The 20,287-nt window shown below is 68.7% G+C and carries 20 protein-coding genes; 10 read left to right on the forward strand and 10 right to left on the reverse strand.

Annotated features, from left to right (window positions below):
• On the forward strand, positions 1-742 hold a 742-nt coding region (locus ABJK40_RS14905), incomplete at its 5' end, for a hypothetical protein (protein WP_348510332.1).
• 97 nt (positions 743-839) lie between these two features.
• On the opposite strand, the gene ABJK40_RS14910 is transcribed toward ABJK40_RS14905, so the two are convergent.
• Positions 840-1,721 carry a transposase gene (locus ABJK40_RS14910; protein ID WP_348482849.1) on the reverse strand — a complete coding sequence of 294 codons (882 nt, stop codon included), beginning with the start codon at positions 1,719-1,721 and terminating at the stop codon, positions 840-842.
• Between the two features lie 139 nt (positions 1,722-1,860).
• Here ABJK40_RS14910 and ABJK40_RS14915 point away from each other — a divergent pair, with 139 nt between their 5' ends.
• Genes ABJK40_RS14915 through ABJK40_RS14925 form a run of 3 tightly spaced genes read left to right on the forward strand, consistent with a single transcriptional unit; the run spans position 1,861 to position 5,063 of the window.
• Complete coding sequence (locus ABJK40_RS14915; protein ID WP_348482850.1) at positions 1,861-3,162, forward strand: glycosyltransferase family 4 protein; 1,302 nt, start codon at positions 1,861-1,863, stop codon at positions 3,160-3,162.
• Positions 3,163-3,184: 22 nt separating this feature from the next.
• Positions 3,185-3,985: a class I SAM-dependent methyltransferase gene (locus ABJK40_RS14920; RefSeq protein ID WP_348482851.1), complete on the forward strand. Its 801-nt coding sequence runs from the start codon at positions 3,185-3,187 to the stop codon at positions 3,983-3,985.
• Between the two features lie 43 nt (positions 3,986-4,028).
• On the forward strand, positions 4,029-5,063 hold the full coding sequence (locus tag ABJK40_RS14925; protein WP_348482852.1) for a prenyltransferase: 1,035 nt from the start codon (positions 4,029-4,031) through the stop codon (positions 5,061-5,063).
• Positions 5,064-5,116: 53 nt separating this feature from the next.
• Here ABJK40_RS14925 and ABJK40_RS14930 read toward each other — a convergent pair whose 3' ends face one another.
• Positions 5,117-5,815, reverse strand: a complete 699-nt coding sequence (locus tag ABJK40_RS14930; protein ID WP_348482853.1) for a GNAT family protein — start codon at positions 5,813-5,815, stop codon at positions 5,117-5,119.
• Between the two features lie 132 nt (positions 5,816-5,947).
• Here ABJK40_RS14930 and ABJK40_RS14935 point away from each other — a divergent pair, with 132 nt between their 5' ends.
• Positions 5,948-7,069, forward strand: coding sequence for an MFS transporter (locus ABJK40_RS14935; protein ID WP_348482854.1), 1,122 nt, complete (start codon positions 5,948-5,950; stop codon positions 7,067-7,069).
• 85 nt (positions 7,070-7,154) lie between these two features.
• On the opposite strand, the gene ABJK40_RS14940 is transcribed toward ABJK40_RS14935, so the two are convergent.
• Together ABJK40_RS14940 and ABJK40_RS14945 are read right to left on the reverse strand one after the other, a co-directional pair.
• Positions 7,155-7,829, reverse strand: a complete 675-nt coding sequence (locus ABJK40_RS14940; RefSeq protein ID WP_348482855.1) for a class I SAM-dependent methyltransferase — start codon at positions 7,827-7,829, stop codon at positions 7,155-7,157.
• Positions 7,830-7,863: 34 nt separating this feature from the next.
• Positions 7,864-8,529: a nitroreductase family protein gene (locus ABJK40_RS14945; RefSeq protein WP_348482856.1), complete on the reverse strand. Its 666-nt coding sequence runs from the start codon at positions 8,527-8,529 to the stop codon at positions 7,864-7,866.
• Positions 8,530-8,618: 89 nt separating this feature from the next.
• Between ABJK40_RS14945 and ABJK40_RS14950 the strand changes: the two genes are divergently transcribed.
• Positions 8,619-9,509, forward strand: coding sequence for an acyl-CoA thioesterase II (locus ABJK40_RS14950; protein WP_348482857.1), 891 nt, complete (start codon positions 8,619-8,621; stop codon positions 9,507-9,509).
• Between the two features lie 62 nt (positions 9,510-9,571).
• Complete coding sequence (locus ABJK40_RS14955; RefSeq protein ID WP_348482858.1) at positions 9,572-10,975, forward strand: PQQ-dependent sugar dehydrogenase; 1,404 nt, start codon at positions 9,572-9,574, stop codon at positions 10,973-10,975.
• Positions 10,976-11,014: 39 nt separating this feature from the next.
• Here ABJK40_RS14955 and ABJK40_RS14960 read toward each other — a convergent pair whose 3' ends face one another.
• The 4 genes from ABJK40_RS14960 to ABJK40_RS14975 form a co-directional block, all read right to left on the reverse strand.
• The gene (locus tag ABJK40_RS14960; protein ID WP_348482859.1) at positions 11,015-12,490 is read right to left on the reverse strand and encodes an RNB domain-containing ribonuclease; all 1,476 of its coding nucleotides are present in this window, start codon (positions 12,488-12,490) and stop codon (positions 11,015-11,017) included.
• Positions 12,491-12,760: 270 nt separating this feature from the next.
• Positions 12,761-13,765, reverse strand: coding sequence for a rod shape-determining protein (locus ABJK40_RS14965; RefSeq protein WP_348482860.1), 1,005 nt, complete (start codon positions 13,763-13,765; stop codon positions 12,761-12,763).
• A 61-nt stretch (positions 13,766-13,826) separates the two neighbouring features.
• On the reverse strand, positions 13,827-14,027 hold the full coding sequence (locus tag ABJK40_RS14970; protein ID WP_348482861.1) for a hypothetical protein: 201 nt from the start codon (positions 14,025-14,027) through the stop codon (positions 13,827-13,829).
• Entirely contained in the window at positions 14,028-14,549 is a 522-nt protein-coding gene (locus ABJK40_RS14975; protein ID WP_348482862.1) for a molybdenum cofactor biosynthesis protein MoaE, read from the reverse strand.
• Between the two features lie 246 nt (positions 14,550-14,795).
• On the opposite strand from ABJK40_RS14975, the gene ABJK40_RS14980 reads away from it, so the two are divergent.
• On the forward strand, positions 14,796-15,374 hold the full coding sequence (locus ABJK40_RS14980) for a hypothetical protein (protein WP_348482863.1): 579 nt from the start codon (positions 14,796-14,798) through the stop codon (positions 15,372-15,374).
• Between the two features lie 16 nt (positions 15,375-15,390).
• Here ABJK40_RS14980 and ABJK40_RS14985 read toward each other — a convergent pair whose 3' ends face one another.
• Positions 15,391-16,452: an NAD-dependent epimerase/dehydratase family protein gene (locus ABJK40_RS14985; protein ID WP_348510333.1), complete on the reverse strand. Its 1,062-nt coding sequence runs from the start codon at positions 16,450-16,452 to the stop codon at positions 15,391-15,393.
• Positions 16,453-16,499: 47 nt separating this feature from the next.
• On the opposite strand from ABJK40_RS14985, the gene ABJK40_RS14990 reads away from it, so the two are divergent.
• Positions 16,500-17,720 (forward strand): zinc-dependent metalloprotease, encoded by a 1,221-nt coding sequence (locus ABJK40_RS14990; RefSeq protein ID WP_348482865.1) that lies wholly within the window; start codon positions 16,500-16,502, stop codon positions 17,718-17,720.
• On the opposite strand, the gene ABJK40_RS14995 is transcribed toward ABJK40_RS14990, so the two are convergent.
• On the reverse strand, positions 17,632-18,996 hold the full coding sequence (locus tag ABJK40_RS14995) for an MFS transporter (protein WP_348482866.1): 1,365 nt from the start codon (positions 18,994-18,996) through the stop codon (positions 17,632-17,634). The two genes, ABJK40_RS14990 and ABJK40_RS14995, sit on opposite strands and share 89 nt — an antisense overlap.
• Before the next feature lie 148 nt (positions 18,997-19,144).
• On the opposite strand from ABJK40_RS14995, the gene ABJK40_RS15000 reads away from it, so the two are divergent.
• A complete protein-coding gene (locus tag ABJK40_RS15000) occupies positions 19,145-20,236 on the forward strand; it encodes an alanine--glyoxylate aminotransferase family protein (protein WP_348482867.1) in 1,092 nt (363 codons plus the stop codon).
• Positions 20,237-20,287: the final 51 nt, after the last annotated feature.

The following is a 20,287-nucleotide window of genomic DNA, read 5'->3' on the forward strand; positions in this document are numbered from 1 at the left end:
CCGACCCACCACACCGCCCGCCACACCGCCCACCACTCCCCCGGCGACGCCGGTCTCCCCACCCGTCACGTCGGCACCGGTTCCCGTGACGCCCGCCCCGACCACCGCCGCACCCACACCGGGTCGTCTCGAATTCGGCGGTACGTCGATCGCACTCGGTACCGGTTCGGGCGCCTCGTCCGGATCCGTCTCGCTCTCCAACCCTGGTCAGTTGCCGGTGACCTATTCGGTCAGCGGCATCACCGGTCCGTTCGCCGTGTCACCGCAGTCCGGCACCCTCGACGGCGGGGAGTCGACCGCGATCACCGCCTCGATCGATCGCAGCGGACTGGCCGAGGGGTCCGGCCCAAGCGGCGGCTTCACGATCTCGGGGAGCGACGGATCGAGTGCGAACGTCGCGATGAGCGCGCAGGTCGATCGTTCGCCCGTGATCGTCCGGCCGACGGCGTCGGGGTTCTGCAACCAGGCCCCGAACGGAGCCACCAGCGTCGGCATCTCGGCGTCGGCCGACATCTCCGACGAGTCGAGCGTGTCGGCGCGGTTCTCCGTGTCGGGGCCGGGCGGTCAGTCGGCGAGCGGGTCGTTGTCACCCGACGGGCCCACGTGGTACGGCAGTACCAGCGTCGCCTACCCTCCGAACGAACCGGCAACGGTCTCGGGCACGTGGTCCTGGTCGATCACCGCGACCGACGCGCGCGGCAACAACGCCAGCACGAGCGGCAGCTTCAGCCTCACCTGCTGACCGCTCCGCCACCCAACCTCTGTTGTTCGCTCCCGGACGGATCAACAGAGGTTGTCGTTCGCTCGAGTCCAACCTCTGTTGTTCGCTCCCGGACGGATCAACAGAGGTTGCGTCGATCGGTGTCGGGCCGGATCGATGCGAGCGTGCGCTGACGCAATGTCGCGAACATCGGATCGCGTCGCAGACGAGCGCGCCCCGATGCAGCGGCGTTGCGAACCGCCTGCCCACTCCCGAACCCGAATGCCGCCGCGAGATCATCGGGAGGGGCGATGCGAAGTTCGACACCGAGCGTCGCCACCATCGTCCTCGGGTCGTTGCGCCTTCCCGGTGAATTCACGATGATCGATTCGATCCCGGTCGCAGCGGCACGGCAGACGCCGTCGACCAGATCCTGGGTCGACAGCGGCCGCACCGGAGGACGCGAACCGCTCCACTGAGCGTCGGACGGGTGGTCGCGTTCGACGAAACGCTGCAGCGCACGGCCGTCGCCTGCGAACGGCTCCAACAGGGCGCCGGTCGTGAGCCACGGAGGCGTTCCGGCGCTGCCGATGTACGACGGGAGGCTCGAGAACATGTAGTTGGCGAGCGCCTCCTTTCCGACGACGTCGATCGGGTTCCGATGCACGTATCGACCTTCGATCATGAGCATCTCGGGGGACGTGATCGGGATCGAGTTGAACCGGCCGTCGAAGAGTGGCCCGGATCGCCCGACCGACGGGTTGTACCGCGTGACGTAGCCACGACCGAGCCGCCCCATCGCGTCGGACAGTTGCCGCCCGACGGCCTCGACCACGAGGTGGAAGTGATTGGACATCAGGGAGTAGGCGTGGATCCTCACGCCCGTCGCCTCGACGACGTCACCGAGCAGGCGCTCGAAGAACGACCGGTCCGACACGTCGACGAAGATGTCCTGGCGATCGACACCTCGGTTGAACACGTGGAAGTAGGTCGACAGATCGAGTCCTCTGCGGTACGGCATGGTCCCATCTTGACGAGGGGGTGCTCCAGAGTTCTCCGGTCCCGCCGTCGAACTGCAACCTCTGTTGATCCGTCCGGGACGGATCAACAGAGGTTGGTCACTTACCGATCGGTAACCCGCCAGCGCTAGCCTCGCTCCGATGGCGCCGCACGGGAGAATGCTGGATCCGGACGCCCCGTTGAAGGTCGCGTACCTCACGTACCGAGGCAAGCCGCATGTCGGCGGTCAGGGTGTGTACACGCGTCACCTCACCAAGGCGCTCGCCGATCTCGGCCACACCATCGAGGTCTTCGGTGGCCAGCCGTACCCCGTGCTCGACGAGCGCATCGTGATGCACGAACTGCCGAGCCTCGACACGTTCAACGACCACTTCCCCGGTCGTCTGCCCGGCTACTGGGAGATCAACGACCGGTTCGACCTGCTCGAGATGGCCGAGTTCCTCACCGGCACCTTCCCCGAACCACGCGCGTTCTCCGCTCGTGCCGCCCACGCGCTGAAGAAGCGGGCCCGGGACTTCGACCTCGTCCACGACAACCAGTGCCTCGGCACGGGCATCCTCAAGATCGAGGAGAGGATCCCCACGATCGTCACGCTCCACCACCCGATCACGAAGGATCGCGAGCTGGAGATGGCGGCGGCGAAGAACGCATACCGTCGATGGTCGATCGGACGCTGGTACTCCTTCGTCAAGATGCAGGGCAAGGTGGCGTCGAAGATGCCGCGCATCGTCGTGGTCTCCCAGAACTCGATCGACGACATCCACAAGGACATGGGAGTGAGCCGTGACCGGATGCGCCTCGTGCCCGTCGGCGTCGACCCCGAGCTCTTCCAGCCGGTTCCCGGTGTCGAGCGCACCCCCGGTCGCCTGATCACCACCGCGTCCGCCGACGTCGCACTCAAGGGTCTGTCGTACCTGCTCGAGGCGATGGCCAAGCTGCGCACCGAGCGCGACGTGACGCTGACGATCATCGGCAAGCCGAAGCCCGGCAAGTCGATGCGGCTCATCGAGGAACTCGGCCTCCGGCCGCACATCGAGTTCGTGTCGGGCGTGACCGACGAGCGCATCGTCGAGTTGTACTCCGAGGCCGAGTTGGCCGTCGTGCCCAGCCTCTATGAAGGCTTCAGCCTCCCGGCGATCGAGGCGATGTGCTCCGGTACACCGCTCGTGTCGACCGACGGCGGAGCGCTCCCCGAGGTGACCGGCGTCGACGGCGAGACCACGCTGCGATGCCCGGCCGGTGACAGCGACGCGCTCGCTGCGACCATCGCCCGCGGACTCGACGACGCCGAACTGCGTGCGCGCATCGGCGAGGCGGGACGCCAACGCGTCCTCGAACGCTGGACGTGGAAGCGATGCGCCGAGTTGACCGTCGAGCAGTACCGCGAGGTGCTCGCCTTGCCCGCCAACATCGCCAAGTCCAAGCGCAACGGGCGCATCTGAACGAACATCGGAATCGAAGAACATGTTGACCATCCGTTTCGATCGCCTCGGCCTGCGGCCCGGCGATCGCGTCCTCGACGTGGGCGCCGGCTTCGGCCGCCACGTCTACGAATGCGCGCGGCGCGGTGCCGACGTCGTCGCACTCGACTACGCCCACGACGAGGTCGTCGAGACCCGCGCCACACTCGGCGCCATGGTCGAAGCGGGAGAGATCGACCTCGCACGGTTCAAGGGGGTCCTGCGGGGCGATGCGACCAGGCTTCCGTTCGCCGACGCCAGCTTCGACAAGGTGATCACGTCCGAGGTGCTCGAGCACATCCAGGACGACGTCACCGCGATCTCCGAGATGATCCGTGTCCTCAAGCCGGGCGGGATGTTCGCGGCCACGGTGCCGGCGTGGGGCCCCGAGAAGATCAACTGGATGCTGAGCGACGACTACCACGCACCGGTCGCCGTGGGCGGCCACGTGAGGATCTACTCCAAGACCGAGCTGGCAGCGAAGCTGCGCGCTGCCGGGCTCGAACTGCGTGGCACCCACCGCGCGCACGCGCTGCACTCGCCCTACTGGTGGCTGAAGTGCGCCGTCGGGCCCCGCAACGACGACCATGCTCTGGTCGCGAAGTACCGCAGGTTCCTCGAGTGGGACATCATCGAACAGCCCACCTCGACCCGGATCGCCGAGAAGGTGCTCTCGCCGGCGCTCGGCAAGAGCATCGTATTCTACGGCCGCAAGCCGCTCCTCCGTTCCCCGGCCACGGAGGCCGTGGATGACCGCTCGCTCGCCGGCGCTCACTCCCTCGCATCACGACCGGGTGTCCGATGACGGGCCGGAGAACGATGTGGACACTCCGTCGGAGGTGCGATTCATGAGTCCCGTTCCTGCTCTCGACGGCGTGATGGCGATGGACGAACTGCGGGCCACGGCAGATCACCTCGCGTCCCTTCAACTGCCCACCGGGATGATCCCGTGGTTCCCCGGAGGGCACTGCGACCCGTGGAACCACGTCGAATCGGCGATGGCACTCGACGTCGCCGGGCTGCACAAGGAAGCCGAGCAGGCCTACGAATGGCTGCACGACATCCAACGCGCCGACGGCAGTTGGTACGCGTACTACGGGAACGACGGATCGATCGAGGACGCCAAGCTCGACACCAACGTGTGCGCCTACGTGGCGACCGGCGTGTGGCATCACTGGCGCAGCACCTGGGACCGGGGTTTCGCGGACAACATGTGGCCCACGGTCGAGCGGGCACTCGAGTTCGTCCTCTCGTTGCGACGTGACGACGGCCTGGCGCTGTGGGCGATCGAACCCGACGGCCGGCCGTGGGACTACGCACTGATGACCGGCACGTCGAGCATCCAGCACGCACTGCGCTGCGGCGCACACCTCGCCGACGCACTCAACGACCCCAAGCCGCACTGGCGGCGGGCGGCCGACGAGATGATCCTCGCCGTGCGCACGCGCCCCGAGGCGTTCGAGCCGAAGCTGCGGTGGGCGATGGACTGGTACTACCCGGTCCTCACCGGCGCGATGGTCGGCGACGAGGCCAAGGCCCGCATGGGCAACGGGTGGGACACCTTCGTGATGGAGGGCCGCGGGATCCGCTGCGTGAGCGACGAGCCGTGGGTCACGGCGTCCGAGACCGCCGAGTGCGCGCTCGCGTTCGCCGCCATCGGTGACATGGACACGGCGACCGATCTGCTGCGCTGGACCCGCACACACCGTCGCGACGACGGTTCGTACTGGACCGGGATCGTCCACCCCGAACCGGGTGGCAAGCATGCCGAGCCCGTCCTCTTCCCCTTCGACGAGCACACGAGCTACACCGCGGCCGCAGTGATCCTCGCCGTCGACGCGATCACCCGCTCCACGCCAGCCGCCAACCTGTTCGTCGGCTGAACGGGCACTCCCTCGCAGGACGCGGTGTCGGGACGTTCCTCCGATCGCGCGACTCAGTCGACGGCGTGACGCAACGGCGTCCGTTGCACACCGTCGGCGTCGAAGTTCTCCGGATCGAGCCATCGTTCGAACTCGGCGCGACGCGCCGGCCACTCGGTGTCGATGACCGAGTACCACGCGGTGTCCCGGTTGCGCCCCTTGTACGTGGTGGCCTGACGGAAGACGCCCTCGAACGAGAACCCGAGCCGTGACGCTGCCGAACGTGACCCTGCGTTCAACGCATCGCACTTCCACTCGTACCGTCGGTAGCCGGCGTCGAAGACGCGTTGCATCATGAGGAACATCGCTTCGGTCGCGGCGGCGGTGCGCGCGAGGCGCTGAGCGAAGTGGATGTGACCGACCTCGACAGAACCCGAATCGGGGTTGATGCGCAGGAGGCTCGCGATGCCGCACGGCCCGTGGCCGTCGTCGATCACGAAGAACAGGGGGTCGGTACTCCCTGCGATCGTCGATGCCCATCCGTCGAAGTCGGCCTGTGAATCGAACGGCCCGTAGCCCAGGTACGTCCACTCCCGCTCGTCGGAGGCTTCGGTGAAGGCGAGGTGCAACGCCGCTGCATGCTCGTCGGGCCGGAACCCGGTGAGCGAGCAGCTCCGCCCGACCATCGGCGAGGAGTCGGGTCGCCCCGACGGGAGTGGCGTCGACACCTCGTCACCGATCGGTTGTCCGAACTCGTTGGTACGCAACGTCATCGCAGCAGACGATACGCGTAGAGTCGCAGAGATGGGGTCGAAGGGGGTCGAGGCGACGCGCACGCTGATCGGTGCCGTCACCGCTCCTCTCTTCGATCCACTCACCGACGAGCATCGGCGTCCAGAGGCGGCGTGACCGTGCAGGTACCGGTCAAGCTCCTGCTCGCGCGCCCCTCGGTCGACGTGATCACCATCGTCACCATCGCGTCCAGCACCGCCGTGTTCACGGCGACCCCGTTCCTCCTGCAGCCCCTCGCGACCGAGTTCGGTGCCACCGTCGGAGCCGTCGGGTGGATCTCCACGGCACAACTCGCCGGTTTCGTGCTCGCGTCATGGCTGGCGGGCCGCTATCTGCGCCCGGTGCGCTGGGTGTTCGTCATGCTGGCACTGATCGGGCTGGTCTCGAACGTGGCGTCCGCTGCCGCTCCCGGAGTCGGTCTGCTGGCGGTGACGCGATTCGGCAGCGGGATCTCACTCGGATTGGCGGCCTGGTTCGCCTGGCAGGATGCATTCGGTGACGCCCAGAAGACCCGTGACGTGGCGGTGGTCGGGCCGCTCATCGGCGTCGTCCTCCCGCCGCTGATCACGATCTTCGTCGACGGCGTGGGGTATCGGTGGCTCTTCCTTGCCATGGCCGTCGTCACGGCGTCGCCGCTCCTGTTCGCGCGCCAGGTGCCCAAGGTCGACCGACTCCGACCGCACCGGACCCGACATGCCGCTACCCGCGGCGCCCAGGCGATGCTGGTGGCACTGACCCTCGTCACGCTCGGCGGGTCGTCGGTGTTCGTGTACGCAGCCGCCATCGGCACCGAGTACAACCACGTGTCGCCGTTCGTGGTCTCGCTCTTCTTCAGTGCGAATGCGCTCGTCGCGATCCCTGCGGCGAAGTGGCGCGGTCGGCGCGGGCCGGCGGGTCTGTGGTTCGGCCTCACCGCCGTTCTGGCGATCGTGATGCCGAGCGTGCACATCCCCGTGATCTACGCGGCAGCACTGATCACCTGGGGGATCTTCTTCTTCATGGGGATCCCGGCCGCCTTCGCTCTGCTCGCGTCACGATCCCGGTTCCCCGAGGAACGCGCCGGGGACGCTCAGGCCGTGATGGCACTGGGGCGCGTGTTCGGACCGCTCCTCGGTGGGGCGTTCATCGCCGCGGACCAGACCACGGTGATGGGTCTCGCCGCCGGGGCGATCATGCTCGGCGCCGCCGCGCTGATGCTGTACGTCGACCGAGACCGCTTCGCCCTCGTCCGCTGAACCCGAACGGTGTCGATCCGAACGGTGTTGCGAACGGTGTCAGACACCGAATGCAACGCGAGCGATGCGCACCGTCAGCCGGCTTTCATTCGGTGTCCGACACCGTTTGGATCGTGTGGATTCGGCGGAGGATGCGGAGGCTGCCGGTGCTCGAGACCTCGTCGAACCGGCCCGACTCGATCGCCGGGAGGTAGATCTGCTCGTACGGCGGTCGGCCGCCGTCGGCCGGGTCGGGGAACACGTCGTGGATCGCGAGCGTGCCGCCCACCGCCACGTGTGGTGTCCACCCTTCGAAGTCGAGGCGAGCAGGCTCGTCGCCGTGCCCGCCGTCGATGAACAGGAACGACAGCGGCGTGGTCCACACCGCCGCCACCTGGGGTGACCGACCGACGACGGCGATCACCGCGTCCTCGAGGTCGGCGTCGTGCATCGTGCGCCGGAAGAACGGCAGCGTGTCCATCTTCGCGGTCAGCGGATCGACGACCTCGGTGTCGTGGTGCTCCCAACCCGCCTGGTTCTCCTCCGAGCCACGGTGATGGTCCACGGCGAACAGCGTGCGGCCACACCGTTCGGCAGCGTCACCCAGCCACACCGTCGACCGGCCGCAGTACGAGCCGACCTCGAGCATCGGTGCGTCGACGACCGATGCGGCAGCCGACACGGCTGCGTCCCACAGGGCCTCACCCTCGTCGGCCGGCATGAACCCCTTGGTGGCCAACGCCAGTTCTCGGCGGGCCGGCGACATCCTGACACCTGTCATGGCGCCACGCTACGACGGCGCCACGGGCATCGGATCAACCGCCCCAGGTGTCCCAGTGGATGATGCTGTCGGGGTCGGGCCGCATCGCCTGCTTGAAGTCGGTGCCCACGGTGTGCGCGAGCGGGCTGAGACATGCCTGCTGCACCTCGTCGAACGGCATGCCCACGACGTCGGCGATCTCCTTCTCCATCATCAGACCCACGGTCGTCCACGCCGTTCCGAGCCCTCGGGCACGCGCGGCGAGCATGAAGCTCCACATCGCCGGAAGGACGTTGCCCATCGCGGACGCCGCCATCATCGCCGGGGCACCGTCGATCCGGCCCGACTTCGAGCATGCGATCACGAGCACCGGTGCCTGGCCCATCGTCGCCGCGAGGTGCTCGGCGGAGTCGGTCACCCGATCCTGCTGGGCCTGCTCGGCGTCGCCGTCCTTCTTGATCGATCCGGCGTACACACCGTCCATGGTGCGGTAGATGTCGAAGCACTTGCCGTAGATCTCGCCGATCGCGGCACGCTTGGCGGCGTCCTTCACGATGACGAACTGCATCGTCATGTTGTTCGAACCCGACGGCGACTGCATCGCGATCCGCACGCACTCACGGATGTCGTCGTCGTCGACGGGGCGGTCGTAGTCGAGTCGCTTGCGAACGGCCCGGGTGGTCGTGAGGAGTTCGTCACTGCTGAGGTCGAGGAGCGCCATCGGCGAACTGTACGTTCTCGTGCCACACGGGCCACGACTGCAGCGACGGGCTGTTCGCGCCACGCGGATCCGTGGCAACATGAGCCCACATGACCCACGCGAACATCCCGTCACCCGAACAGAACCAGAAGGCACTCGACGAACTCGTCGAACTGCTCGACCTCGAGGTGATCGAGGTCAACATCTTCCGTGGCGCCTCCACCGACGAGGAGCGTGTGCGGGTGTTCGGAGGTCAGGTCGCCGGGCAGGCCCTGATCGCGGCGAGCCGCACCGTCGACGAGCCGGGTCGCCACGTGCACTCCCTGCACGCCTACTTCCTGCGCCCCGGCGACCCGAAGCGTCCGATCCTCTACGAGGTCGACCGGATCCGCGACGGCCGGAGCTTCTCCACGCGACGTGTGGTGGCGATCCAGCACGGCAAGGCGATCTTCAACCTCCAGGCCAGCTTCCACGACGAGGAGCCGGGCGGACCGAGTCATCAGCTCGCGATGGATGCGGGGCTCACCCGCCCCGAGGAACTCCCCGATTTCCACACCCGCATGGCGCCGCACCGTGACCGCATCGGCGACTGGTACGAACGGCCCCGTCCGATCGACCTGCGCTACGTCGACGGCGATCCGATGAGTCGAGAGGGCGGGTCGAACGAGAGCCAGCACGTGTGGCTCCGGGCGAACGGCGCGCTGCCCGACGACCCGGTGCTGCAGGCCTGCGTTCTCACGTATGCGAGCGACATGACGTTGCTCGACACCACACTCCTGCCGTTCGGTCTCGCCTTCGACCATCCCGGCCTGCAGATGGCCAGCCTCGACCACGCGATGTGGTTCCACCGACGGTTCCGTGTCGACGAGTGGCTGATGTACCAGCAGCGGGCGATCTCCACCGGAGGGGCGCGTGGCCTCGCCGGTGGGGCGATCTTCACGGCCGACGGCGCACTCGCGGTGAGCGTCGTGCAGGAAGGCCTGGCACGATTCACCCAATGACCACCTTCGTCCGACACACCGCCCGAAACGGGTCCCCGAACCGACCAGAGCCGAGGTCTCACATGAAACGCACTCGTGGCGCCGTCGCAGCGCTCGCAGTGATCGCCGCTGGATGTACCGGGAGCAGCGGCGGGGAGGCCAACGGTCCGACGGTCTCGCTCGGCACGATCCCGTCGGCGGGAGCGACCACCGCTCCTCCTCCTGCGACCGAGGAGGTCGCCGCCACCGACAGCGCAACGACCCCACCCGACCCGTCGGTCGACGGAGCGGCCGCATCGACGACGGTGCTGACCCCGTCACCCGATGCCGATCTGCCGACCGAGGCCACGCCGTCGGAACCGGCTCCGGTCACCACGATCGCCGGGCCGCTCCCCGAGCCCGTCGTGCGACTGATCGAGGTCGGGAACTTCGCCGAGCCGGTCGAGGCCACTCGCGTCGACGGCGACCCGCGCCTGTTCGTCGTGGAGAACGGCGGCCGGGTCATCGCCTCCGATGACGAGTCCGACGCGATCGTGCTCGACATCGCGCAGGTCGAGGCCGCCACGTTCACCGACGACGGCAACGAGCAGGGCCTGCTCGGGTTGGCGTTCCATCCCGAACTCGACCTCGCGTACGTCGACTTCACGAATGCCGACGGCGACACCGTCGTGGCCGAGTTCGCTCACGACCCGCTCACCTACGAATTCGACCCGGCCTCGTACCGCGAGGTCCTCACCGTCGACCAACCCTTCGCCAACCACAACGGCGGCGAACTCGCCTTCGGTCCCGACGACCTGCTCTACATCGGGTTCGGCGACGGGGGTTCGGCCGACGATCCGAGCCGCAGTGCGCTCGACGCATCGTCGCGGTTGGGCAAGATCCTGCGCATCGACCCCGTCGCGTCCGACACCGCGCCGTTCACCGTTCCCGACGACAATCCGTTCGTCGGGGTCGAGGGTGCCGAACCGGCGATCTGGTCGCTCGGTCTGCGCAACCCGTGGAGGTTCTCGTTCGACTCGCTCACCGGCGACCTGTGGATCGGAGACGTCGGCCAGAACCGGCTCGAGGAGGTCGACCTCGCTCCCGCCACGGACGGACGCGATGCCGGCAAGGGGCTGAGCTTCGGGTGGAGCGCATTCGAGGCCGGTGACCGGTTCAACGACGACCAGCCCGCCGACGGACACGTCGCGCCCGTCGCCTCCTACGTCCACGAGGACGGGAACTGCTCGATCAGCGGCGGCGTGGTCGCTCGCGACTCGTCGTACGACGACCTCAACGGCTGGTACGTGTACGGCGACTACTGCTCGGGACGTGTGTGGGCACTCGACACCACATCGGTGGCTTCGACACCTGACGGTCCCGTCGGGGAACCGAGAATCGTCGAGATCGGCACGGTGCCGGCACTGTCGGCGGTCGTGGAAGGACCGTTCGGCGACATCTACGCGGTCAGCCTGAGCGGACCGATGTACCGCCTCGCCCCGGCCTGACGGATTCGCTCGACGGCACCCGGGCCTTCTCGGGAATGGTCAGCCGACCCGCTCGAACTCGATGCGACGCTCGGTCACGTCGACCGAGACGAGCTTCACCTGGATCGCGTCGCCGGGGTCGACGCGTCGTGCGCCGACGCGTGCCACCACTGCCGGTTCGCAGATCTGGAGGCGGGCGCCGCGATCGTCCTCGTCGGTGACGACGGCGTCGAACACGTCGCCTTCGCGACCTCGGAGCAGGATCGCCTCGGCCAGGTCGATCGCCGCTCGGTCGACGCGGCCGGCGAGGGTGTCCCCGCGTTGCATCGCAGCGGGTAGGTCGGCGAAGGCCGCGGTCACCTCGTCGGGAACGTCACGTCCCTGGGCGATCGCGAGGGTGGCTTCGATGACGTACCGGTCGGCGAGGCGCCGGAGCGGCGCCGTCGCGTGCACGTAGGTTGCGGCGAGCGCCGCATGCCACGGCTTGCCGTCCTTCACGCCACCGTCGGCCGGCCCGCCATCGTGTTCGAAGTGTTCGTAGGGCGTGTACGACGCCCCGCCCGACGCGCGGCGCACCGCCAGCTGGAACGACGCCGCTCGCGGGTCGTCCGTCGGAAGCGACTTCTCTAACGAGCTCAGCGACACGTCGTTCGACCAGTCGAGTCCGAATGCCCGTGCGGTGTGGCGGAGCCGCCCGAGGTGGCGTTCGTCGACCGGGGGCATCGTCCGGAACAGTCCGGTCCGCGCCTCCCACAGCGCGTCGGCGATCGCCATGTTCGTGGCCAGCGACATCGCCGCGTTCTGGTTCTCGGCCTCGTTGCGCGGCCGGAACCGCAGGGTGAAGCCACCCCGATCGGACCGGACGACCTCCTGTTCCGGCCACTGGATGCGATCGGCACCACGGGCCGACTCCGCGATCTCGATCCGACGTGACAGCTCGGGGAAGGCGTCGGGCAGATCGGACGCCGCCACGGTCGAGTAGGCGAGCTTCGCCCTGTTGCGGATCATCGCCCGTTCGGCTCCGTCGAGACGGACACCGCCGTCGGCTGCGATCAGCACGGTGAACACGATCGCCGGCTTCGGCGCGCCCGGCAGGAGGCTGCCGGCATCCTCGGCGATCCGATCGGGATGCAGCCCGGCTCGACCATCGGGGAGGTACACGGTGACGCCGCGCGTCCACGCTTCGCGATCGATCGCATCGCCGGGGCGGACGAACCACCCGACGTCCGCGATGGCGTACTGGAGCACCACGTCGTCGCCCGCGAGCGAGACCGCGAACGCCTGGTCCAGGTCGGTCGAGGAGGCCGGGTCGAGTGTGAGGAAGTCGATGTCGGTGCGATCGACGTGCTGCCAGCGAGTCGCGGTGGTGCCGGGGTCGACGATGTCGAACGGCCGAGACGCCGCGATCTCGGCGGTCTCGAGCACGTCGGCGGGGTGCTCGCCGGGAACGTCGAAGTCCTCCCGGAGCCGTGCGAAGCCCTCGGCGAACTCGCCCGCCAACTCGTCGGGAAGCAGCATCCGTCCGGTTCGAGCCATCACATCACCCTACGCCCGGCCGTTCCGTCGGGGTGTTTCCTTCCCACCGGGGTGGTGACGTCAGGGTTTCCCGGACGAAAGCAGCCCGACCGCGAGCCGGACCCGACATCGTCTCCCGGTGCATCCGTCCACCGGTCAGCATCCCACCGGCAGGAGATCAGCTGGCTGAGCGCCGATCAGGTTCTCGTGTCGCACGGCGCGGCGAGCCGAGCGGCCTTCCGGCCGTGAGCAGCGATGTCGGAACGCAGCGAGACGGAAAGCTGGCGCCGCTCAGCGGCGGGCGCCCATGAACATGCCCTTGAGCGCTTCGTAGTGCTCGATGACGTGTCCGGCGCCGAGCACCACCGCTTCGAGCGGAACGTTCGACATGCGGACGGGCACCTGGGTCTCGCGCTCGATCCGCTCGGCGAGCCCACGGAGCAACCCACCGCCACCGACGAGGTACATGCCACGAACGAGGAAGTCCTGGGACAACTCGGGTGGCGCCTTGGACAGGCAGCGCACGACGGAGGCGACGATCGACGACACGACGTCCTCGATGGCGAAGCGCACCTCTTCGGGAGTGAGCACCACGGTCTTCGGCAATCCGGTCATCAGGTCGCGCCCGCGCACCTCTGCCTGGTTCTCGTCCTGGGTCGGGTCCGCCGAACCGATGGCGACCTTGATCTCCTCGGCGGTGCGCTCGCCGATCGCGATGCCGTGCTCGCGGCGGACGTGGTTCTGGATGGCCGCGTCGATGTCGAACGACCCGACACGGACGGCTTCGAGCGAGACGATCCCACCGAGCGAGATGACGGCGGTCTCGGAGGTTCCGCCTCCGACGTCGATGACCATGTTGCCGACGGGCTCGTCGATCGGCAGGTCGGCACCGATCGCTGCGGCCATCGGTTGCTCGATCAGGTTGGCATCGGCGGCACCGGCACGCCGTGCCGCGTCGGTGACGGCGCGCCGTTCGACCTCGGTGATCGCGGACGGCACGCAGATGACCACCTTGGGCCGGGTGAAGCGCGACACGCCGACTCGCTGGAGCAGGAGGCGGATCATCCGTTCGGTGATCTCGAAGTCGGTGATCGCTCCGCCGCGCAGCGGCCGCACCGCCACGATGTAGCCGGGCGTTCGCCCGATCATCTGCCACGCCTCACGGCCCGTCGCCAACACCTCACCGGTCTGACGGTTGAGGGCGATCACGGACGGCTCGTTCAAGACGATGCCGCGGCCCTTCATGTAGACGAGCGTGTTCGCCGTCCCGAGGTCGATTGCGAGGTCACGAGCCATGGAGGACGGCCATCATGTCGCGGCCGGAGCCGAACCGTGCACGGCGAGGTACGTCTGCTCGTCAGGAATCATCCGGCTCATTGTCGCCGGAATCATCGGCCGCGTCGCGGACCTGGTCGATCGTGGGCCTGCGGGCCTCGGGCGACAGCGCGTCGATCTGTCGTCGGAAGGAGTCGACCGGGTCGTTCTTGGGTCGCACGAGCAGGGCGATCCCTGCGGCCGCGACGACGATCGCGACGCCGACGATGACGATGACGAACACCTAGGAGATCCCGACCGTGCCACGAGCGTCCGGAGCGACGGTGGACGCGTTGGTGGGCACGGACCGAGGATCCGATGCTGCGTGCGCGCCCGTTCCCCAGTCGGCGCCGTCGGCCCAGACCTCGTGCTTCCAGATCGGCGCCGACGCCTTGAGCGCGTCGATCGCATACCTCGCTGCCTCGAAGGCCTCGGGGCGATGCGGTGCCGAGACGACGGCGATCACCGACGACTCGGTCAACTCCAGGCGCCCGGTCCGGTGGAGCAGGACGACGCGACCGGTGTCCGGCCAGCGCTCGCGCAACTCCTCGACGATGGTGACGAAGATCGGCTCGACCTGCTCGTCGTACGCCTCGTAGGTCAAGTGCGTGACGCCGTCGCGGTCCTCGGCGTGGTCACGAACGGTTCCGCTGAAGAGGACCACCGCACCGCATCGAGGAATCACCGCCCATTCGTAGGCGTCCCCGATCGGAAGTTCCTGGTCGGTCAGGCCGAGCCAGTCGTCTCCATGGTCCGGGGCGTTCACGGTCGCCGATGGTATCCGTGACATCCCGAGCGGTTGCCTCGCGCGCGTGCATCGCTTCACGAAATTCGCAGTTCCGCAACGTCATCGACGCCGACCGGACACGTCCCGGGTCGACCGGCGATGTGCGCGGCCCACTCCGCTGGAACCGCGCTGCGCCGATCGACCCGAACCGGGCGGTTCGTCACTGCACCGAATGCGGCCGCGCGAGGACAGCGGTGGGCGTGATGTGGCTACGATCTCCAACTCGTGGGACCCGCACCGCTACCTCCGCACGAGCGTGCCTGGCGCCACCCGTCCGAACTCGCCACCGCCACCGCGGTCGGCCTCGACACGCCGGTCAATGGTGGACGCGCCGTCGTGCTCGCCACGGGCGTGGCGGCGGTGATGATGGCCGCGGTGATGGTCGTCGCACTCACGCCTCCGAGGGCGACGGCACCGAGCGCGATGAGTGCCACGACGTTGCCCGCCCTGACGGTGCAGGTACGTGCCACCGCCACCCAGGGAACCGATCGCGCCACCGCCGCGCAGGACGCCGACGCCGTTCGGATCGACCGCAGCACCCTGACCCGAGACAGTGCCCTGTCCCTGGTCGGTTCACCCGGCGCCGTCTCCGCCGCACCGTCGGACCCGTCGTTGCTCGACGTCGCCGAGCGCGCTCCGGACGGGGCCGAGACGGTCTACGTGATCAGCCGGTCGCGCACCTACTCGCTCGACTGGTCGCAGATCGACCGCCTGGTCGCACCCGACGGTTCGGTGGTCGTCGACGCCGACGGCCAACTCCTGGCCACCTTCGTCGCCGGGCAGCTGATCGTCCTCGTCCGGTAGCGGACCGGTCGAGCGGTCAGCCGGTCGACGCTCGGATCCGACGGCGGCGAGCCCACCACCGGCGGCCGATCGAGGTCGCGATCAGCGCGGCGAGAAGCGCACCGGCGACCGAGATGCCCAGCGTCAGTTCCTGGCGACGCTTGGGCGACACCATCGTCCACCACGGTGCCTCGGTCGCCTCGACGTAGGCCTGCTCGTTGGTGATCGTCGGCTCCCAACCGACCTCGCGCAGCCGCCCGTTGGAGACGATCCACGGCTCACGCGTGTACGACGCGAGCCCCGGTGGCAGCGGTCCACGCTGGAACCGCCACCTCAACGACGCCACGACCTCCGACGCCCGTTCCGGGAGCGGGAAGCGGGGGCGCTCGCCCGACAGGGCGCGCACGCGCTCCCCCGGCACCCACCCGTCGGGCGCCACGTTGAACACCCCGTCGAGGCGTCGGCGCACGGCGAGCACGACGGCCGCGGCGAGGTCGTCGAGGTGCAGGAACTGGCTCGGCGGATCGACTTCCGCGACACGCCGCCCGAGACCGGAGACCAGTGCGCTCGCCAGCCTCGAACTGTCGCCCTCGGCCAGCGAGATCGCCGGACGCAGGACGCTGGTGACACGACCGGGGCGAGCGCGCCGCCACTCGTCGACCAGTTCCTCCGCTGACGCCAGCTGCCGAGCGAAGACGAACTCGACATCCGGGCGCAGGACCGCGTCCTCCGTGAGCGGCTTCGGGTTGTTCGGCGCGGCGCCGTAGACGAGCGCCGACGAGACGAACACGATCTGGTCGGCACAGAACCGATCGGCGGCAGCGAGTGACGACGTGACGAACTCGCTCGCACTCTCGCGTCGTTCCGCACGTCGGTCGTAGTCGCTCGTTCCCAGGTCGATCACGACGTCGGCCACGTCGGGCAGGTCGCTGTCGGCCTCGGTGGCGCCCGACGGATGAACCGTCTCCTCGAGGAACACGACGTCGATCGGCAGTGCCTGGACCCCACCAGCGGTCGTGACCTGCGGCGGGTCGCGCAACAGTCGGGCGACCCGCACGCCGAGCGGGCTGTCCGCTCCCGTGAGCACCGCGGTCGTCATCGGGGGGACGCTACCGCTGCGGTGTCGACTGGTCGTAACATCGAACCATGGCCGACGACGGTGGCGACGATCAGAACATCAACCCGTTCGAGATGTTCGGGGGCATGCCGATGTTCGGGGACATCTCGCGGATGCTCGCCGGGCAGGGCCCGCTGAACTGGGACGCTGCGCGTCAGTTCGCGATCATGTCGGCCACCGGCGGGTCGGGGGTCCCCGGCGCACCGGGTGCTGCGATCACGGCGTCGGCGAACATCGATCCGTCGGTGCGGATCAAGTACACCGAACTCGCCGCCATCGCTCGTCTCCACGTCGCCGACGTGATGGGTGTCGACGTCCCCGAGGTGGAACCGTCCGTGGCCACGCCCGAGCAGTGGGCCGCCGAAACCCTCGAGGCCTACAAGCCGCTCTTCACCGACCTGGCCACGTCGCTCGGCCCGCAGGACACCGACGACGCCGGGTCCGATCCGATGATGCAGATGATGGCGGGGCTGTCGAAGATGATGGCGCCCGCCATGCTCGGCATGGCGGTCGGTTCGATGGTCGGCAACCTGGCCGCCCGCGCCTTCGGGGTGTACGACCTCCCGATTCCACGAGCCACGCCGGCGCTGGTCCTCGTGCCGCCGACGATCGACGCCTTCGCGGCCGAGTGGGAGATCTCGATCGACGAGATGCGCCTGTGGGTCCTCGCCCACGAACTGGCGGGGCTGGCGTTGTTCTCGATCCCCCACGTGGCCGATCATCTCCGTGGCCTCGTGCAGCGTCACGTCGGGGCGTTCCACCCGGACCCGTCGGCGGTCACCGACAAGTTGACGTCTCTCGACATGGACCAGGGCGATCCGATGGCCGCCATGCAGCAGGCGTTCGGCGACCCCGAGGTCCTGCTCGGTGCCGTGCGCTCCGACGAGCAACTCGCCATGGAGCCCACCCTCGACGCCGCCGTCGCGACGGCGATCGGCGTGATCGACTGGGTGGTCGACGCCGTGGCTGTGCGGATCATCGGGGGCAACGCACTCCAGATCGCCGAGGCGGTGCGACGGCGCCGTGCCGACACCTCACCCGACGACCTGTTCGTCGAGCGCCTGCTCGGCATCCGGCTCGGAGCCGAGCAGACCGCTCGCGGCAAGGCATTCGTCCAGGGCGTGGTCGATCGTGCCGGCGAGCGCGGCCTCGATCCGCTGTTCAACGATCCCGAGGCTGCTCCGACGCCGAACGAGATCGGGGCGCCGGGCCTCTGGTTGGCCCGGGTGTCTCCGGATTTCGACGCGTAGCCGGTCGCTTCGTCGAGGTGCCGCGACGACCGCTCGGTCCACCGTTGGCACCCTTCGACGATCGCCGACGGCGGCGACCCGACCGTTTGGCACGGCGCACGTCCGGACGTTGCTCGCGCATGCGGATGTGGACGAGCGTGCCGAGTGCGCAGATCCCCACCATGGCCAACCCGATGGCTCCGGGCGCCTGGATCGCCACGGCGAGGAACGCCGCGACCGCCCACGAGAGCTGGAATCGGGTCTCGAAGGTGGCGAACGCTCGACCCTGGTTGGCCTCGGGGGCGTCACGCTGCACGATGCTCTCGAAGCCGAGGCGACCCAGCGCGGCGACGAAGTTGACGACCGCCGTGAGCGCGATGCCTGCGGCGGGTCCACCGACGACGGCGAGTCCGAGGCCGCCGACGGCGCTGATGATCAGCGCGGAACTCAACATCGTCTCCTCGCTCATCAGCCGGCGGACCCGCGGCGCCAGTGCATTCCCGACGGTCGTGGCCACGACCGACGCGCCGACGGCGGCACCGAACAGGAACGTGCCGTTGTCGAACGTCCGCAGCCAGAACGCCAGATGGAAGAAGGTGAAGCCGACGTTCGCGCGCAGCATCGTCATGGCGATCGCCCCGAGCCGGAGCCGCGGTGAGTGCAGATCCTCGACCTCCTGGTCACCGGCAGGTGTCGCCGCCACGACCTCGGGCGCCAACTTGCGCGCTGACGCGAACGCCAGCGCGAACAGGATCGCGCCGTAGAACAACGCCGGGCCCGAACCGAGCGTGGCGAGCAGGATCCCGGCGGGGACGACGGCGACGCCTCCGAGCAGACCCGACACGAGGCCCAGCTTCGAGTTGGCCTCCACCAACTCCGTCTCGTTGCGCACGGTGGACGGCACGAGTGCGGACTTGGAGATCGCATAGGTCTTCTGGAGCACCAACGACGCGAACACGAGGGGGAACAGCCCGAGTCCGTCGACGTAGCGCGCCATCAGCAGCAACAGCACGACGCGGAGCACGGCCACGACCTGGATCACCAGGCGACGGCCGCCTGCGACCCGGTCGATCATCGGACCGATCAGCGGCGCCACGAACAGAAACGGCGCGAAGCTGATGGCGAGGAACAGCAACACCTGTGAGCGAGCGGCGTCGAGGTCCACGCTGAAGAAGAAGGAGTCGGCGAGGGCGACGACCATCGCCGCGTCGCCGCCCATCATCAGCGCATGGGTGATCGCCAGCCTCGTGAACTTGGACGTCGGTGGTTTCGCCGATGTCGTGTCAGCCCGCTCCACGGGCTCACCCTACGTCGGGACGATCGGGTCGGCCGGGCCACCCCTCACACGATCATGACCCGGTGGGCCCCCACGTCCATGATCGTCCCCGACGCCGACACCGACGAGGGTCGGGACGCCGGGATCAAGGCTGGATAGGGTCGGGTGCATGACGCTGACGGACCGCATCCTGATGGGCCCGGGGCCCTGCAACCCGTACCCCGAGGCGGTGCAGGCCCTCGGTCGCCCGATGCTTGGGCACCTCGATCCCGAGTTCATCTCGTTGCTCGACGAGACCAACGAGCGCCTCCGCATCGTGTTCCAGACCAAGAACGCGCTCACCTTCCCGGTGTCCGGCACGGGGTCGGCGGGCATGGAGGCGGCGATCGTCAACTTCGTCGGGCCGGGCGACACGGTCGTCGTCGCCGTGAACGGGGTGTTCGGTGGTCGGATGGTCGATGTGGTCCAACGGACCGGTGCCACCGCCGTCGCCGTCGACCACGAGTGGGGTCAGCCCGTCGACGTGAAGCGGATGCTCGCCGCCCACAACGGTCCGACGATGTTCGCGATGGTCCACGCCGAGACGTCGACCGGCGTGGAGAGCGACGTGGCGGCGATGGGCGCTGTGAAGGGTGATGCTCTCCTGCTGGTCGACTGCGTCACCTCGCTGGGTGGCGTCGACCTCCGAGTCGACGAATGGGGCGTGGACATCGCCTACTCCGGCACGCAGAAGTGCCTGGGCGTCGCTCCGGGGCTTGCGCCGCTCACGGTGTCGAACCGAGCGATCGCCCGCATCAAATCCACGCCGCAGTCGTGGTACCTCGACCTGAACATGATCGCGAGTTACGTCACCGGGTCCGGTGCCCGGGCGTACCACCACACCGCACCGATCTCGATGATCATGTCGCTGCACGCAGGCCTGGGCGCCGTGCTCGACGAAGGCCTCGAACAGGTTCGGGAACGTCACCAGAGCGTGGGCGACGCCATGAAGGACGCCATGGTCGACCTCGGCTTCGAGCTGTTCGCCGCCGAGGGGCACCGACTCGCACCGCTCAGTTCGATCTCGATTCCCGACGGTCGCCTCGGCTCGCTCGACGAGGCCACGGTCCGTTCCCGACTGCTCGCCGACCACGGCATCGAGATCGGCGGCGGCCTCGGCCCGGTGGCCGGCAAGGTCTGGCGGATCGGCACCATGGGCCACTCCGCCCGCCACCGCAACGTCACGCTCCTCCACGCCGCCCTGTCCGAGATCCTCGGGTGACCTTCACCCCGACGTGAGCGAGACCCCGCCCCAGGACGGGGCGATCCTCAC

It is taken from the genome of Ilumatobacter sp. (assembly GCF_039969435.1).
Classification (GTDB): Bacteria; Actinomycetota; Acidimicrobiia; order Acidimicrobiales; family Ilumatobacteraceae; genus Ilumatobacter_A.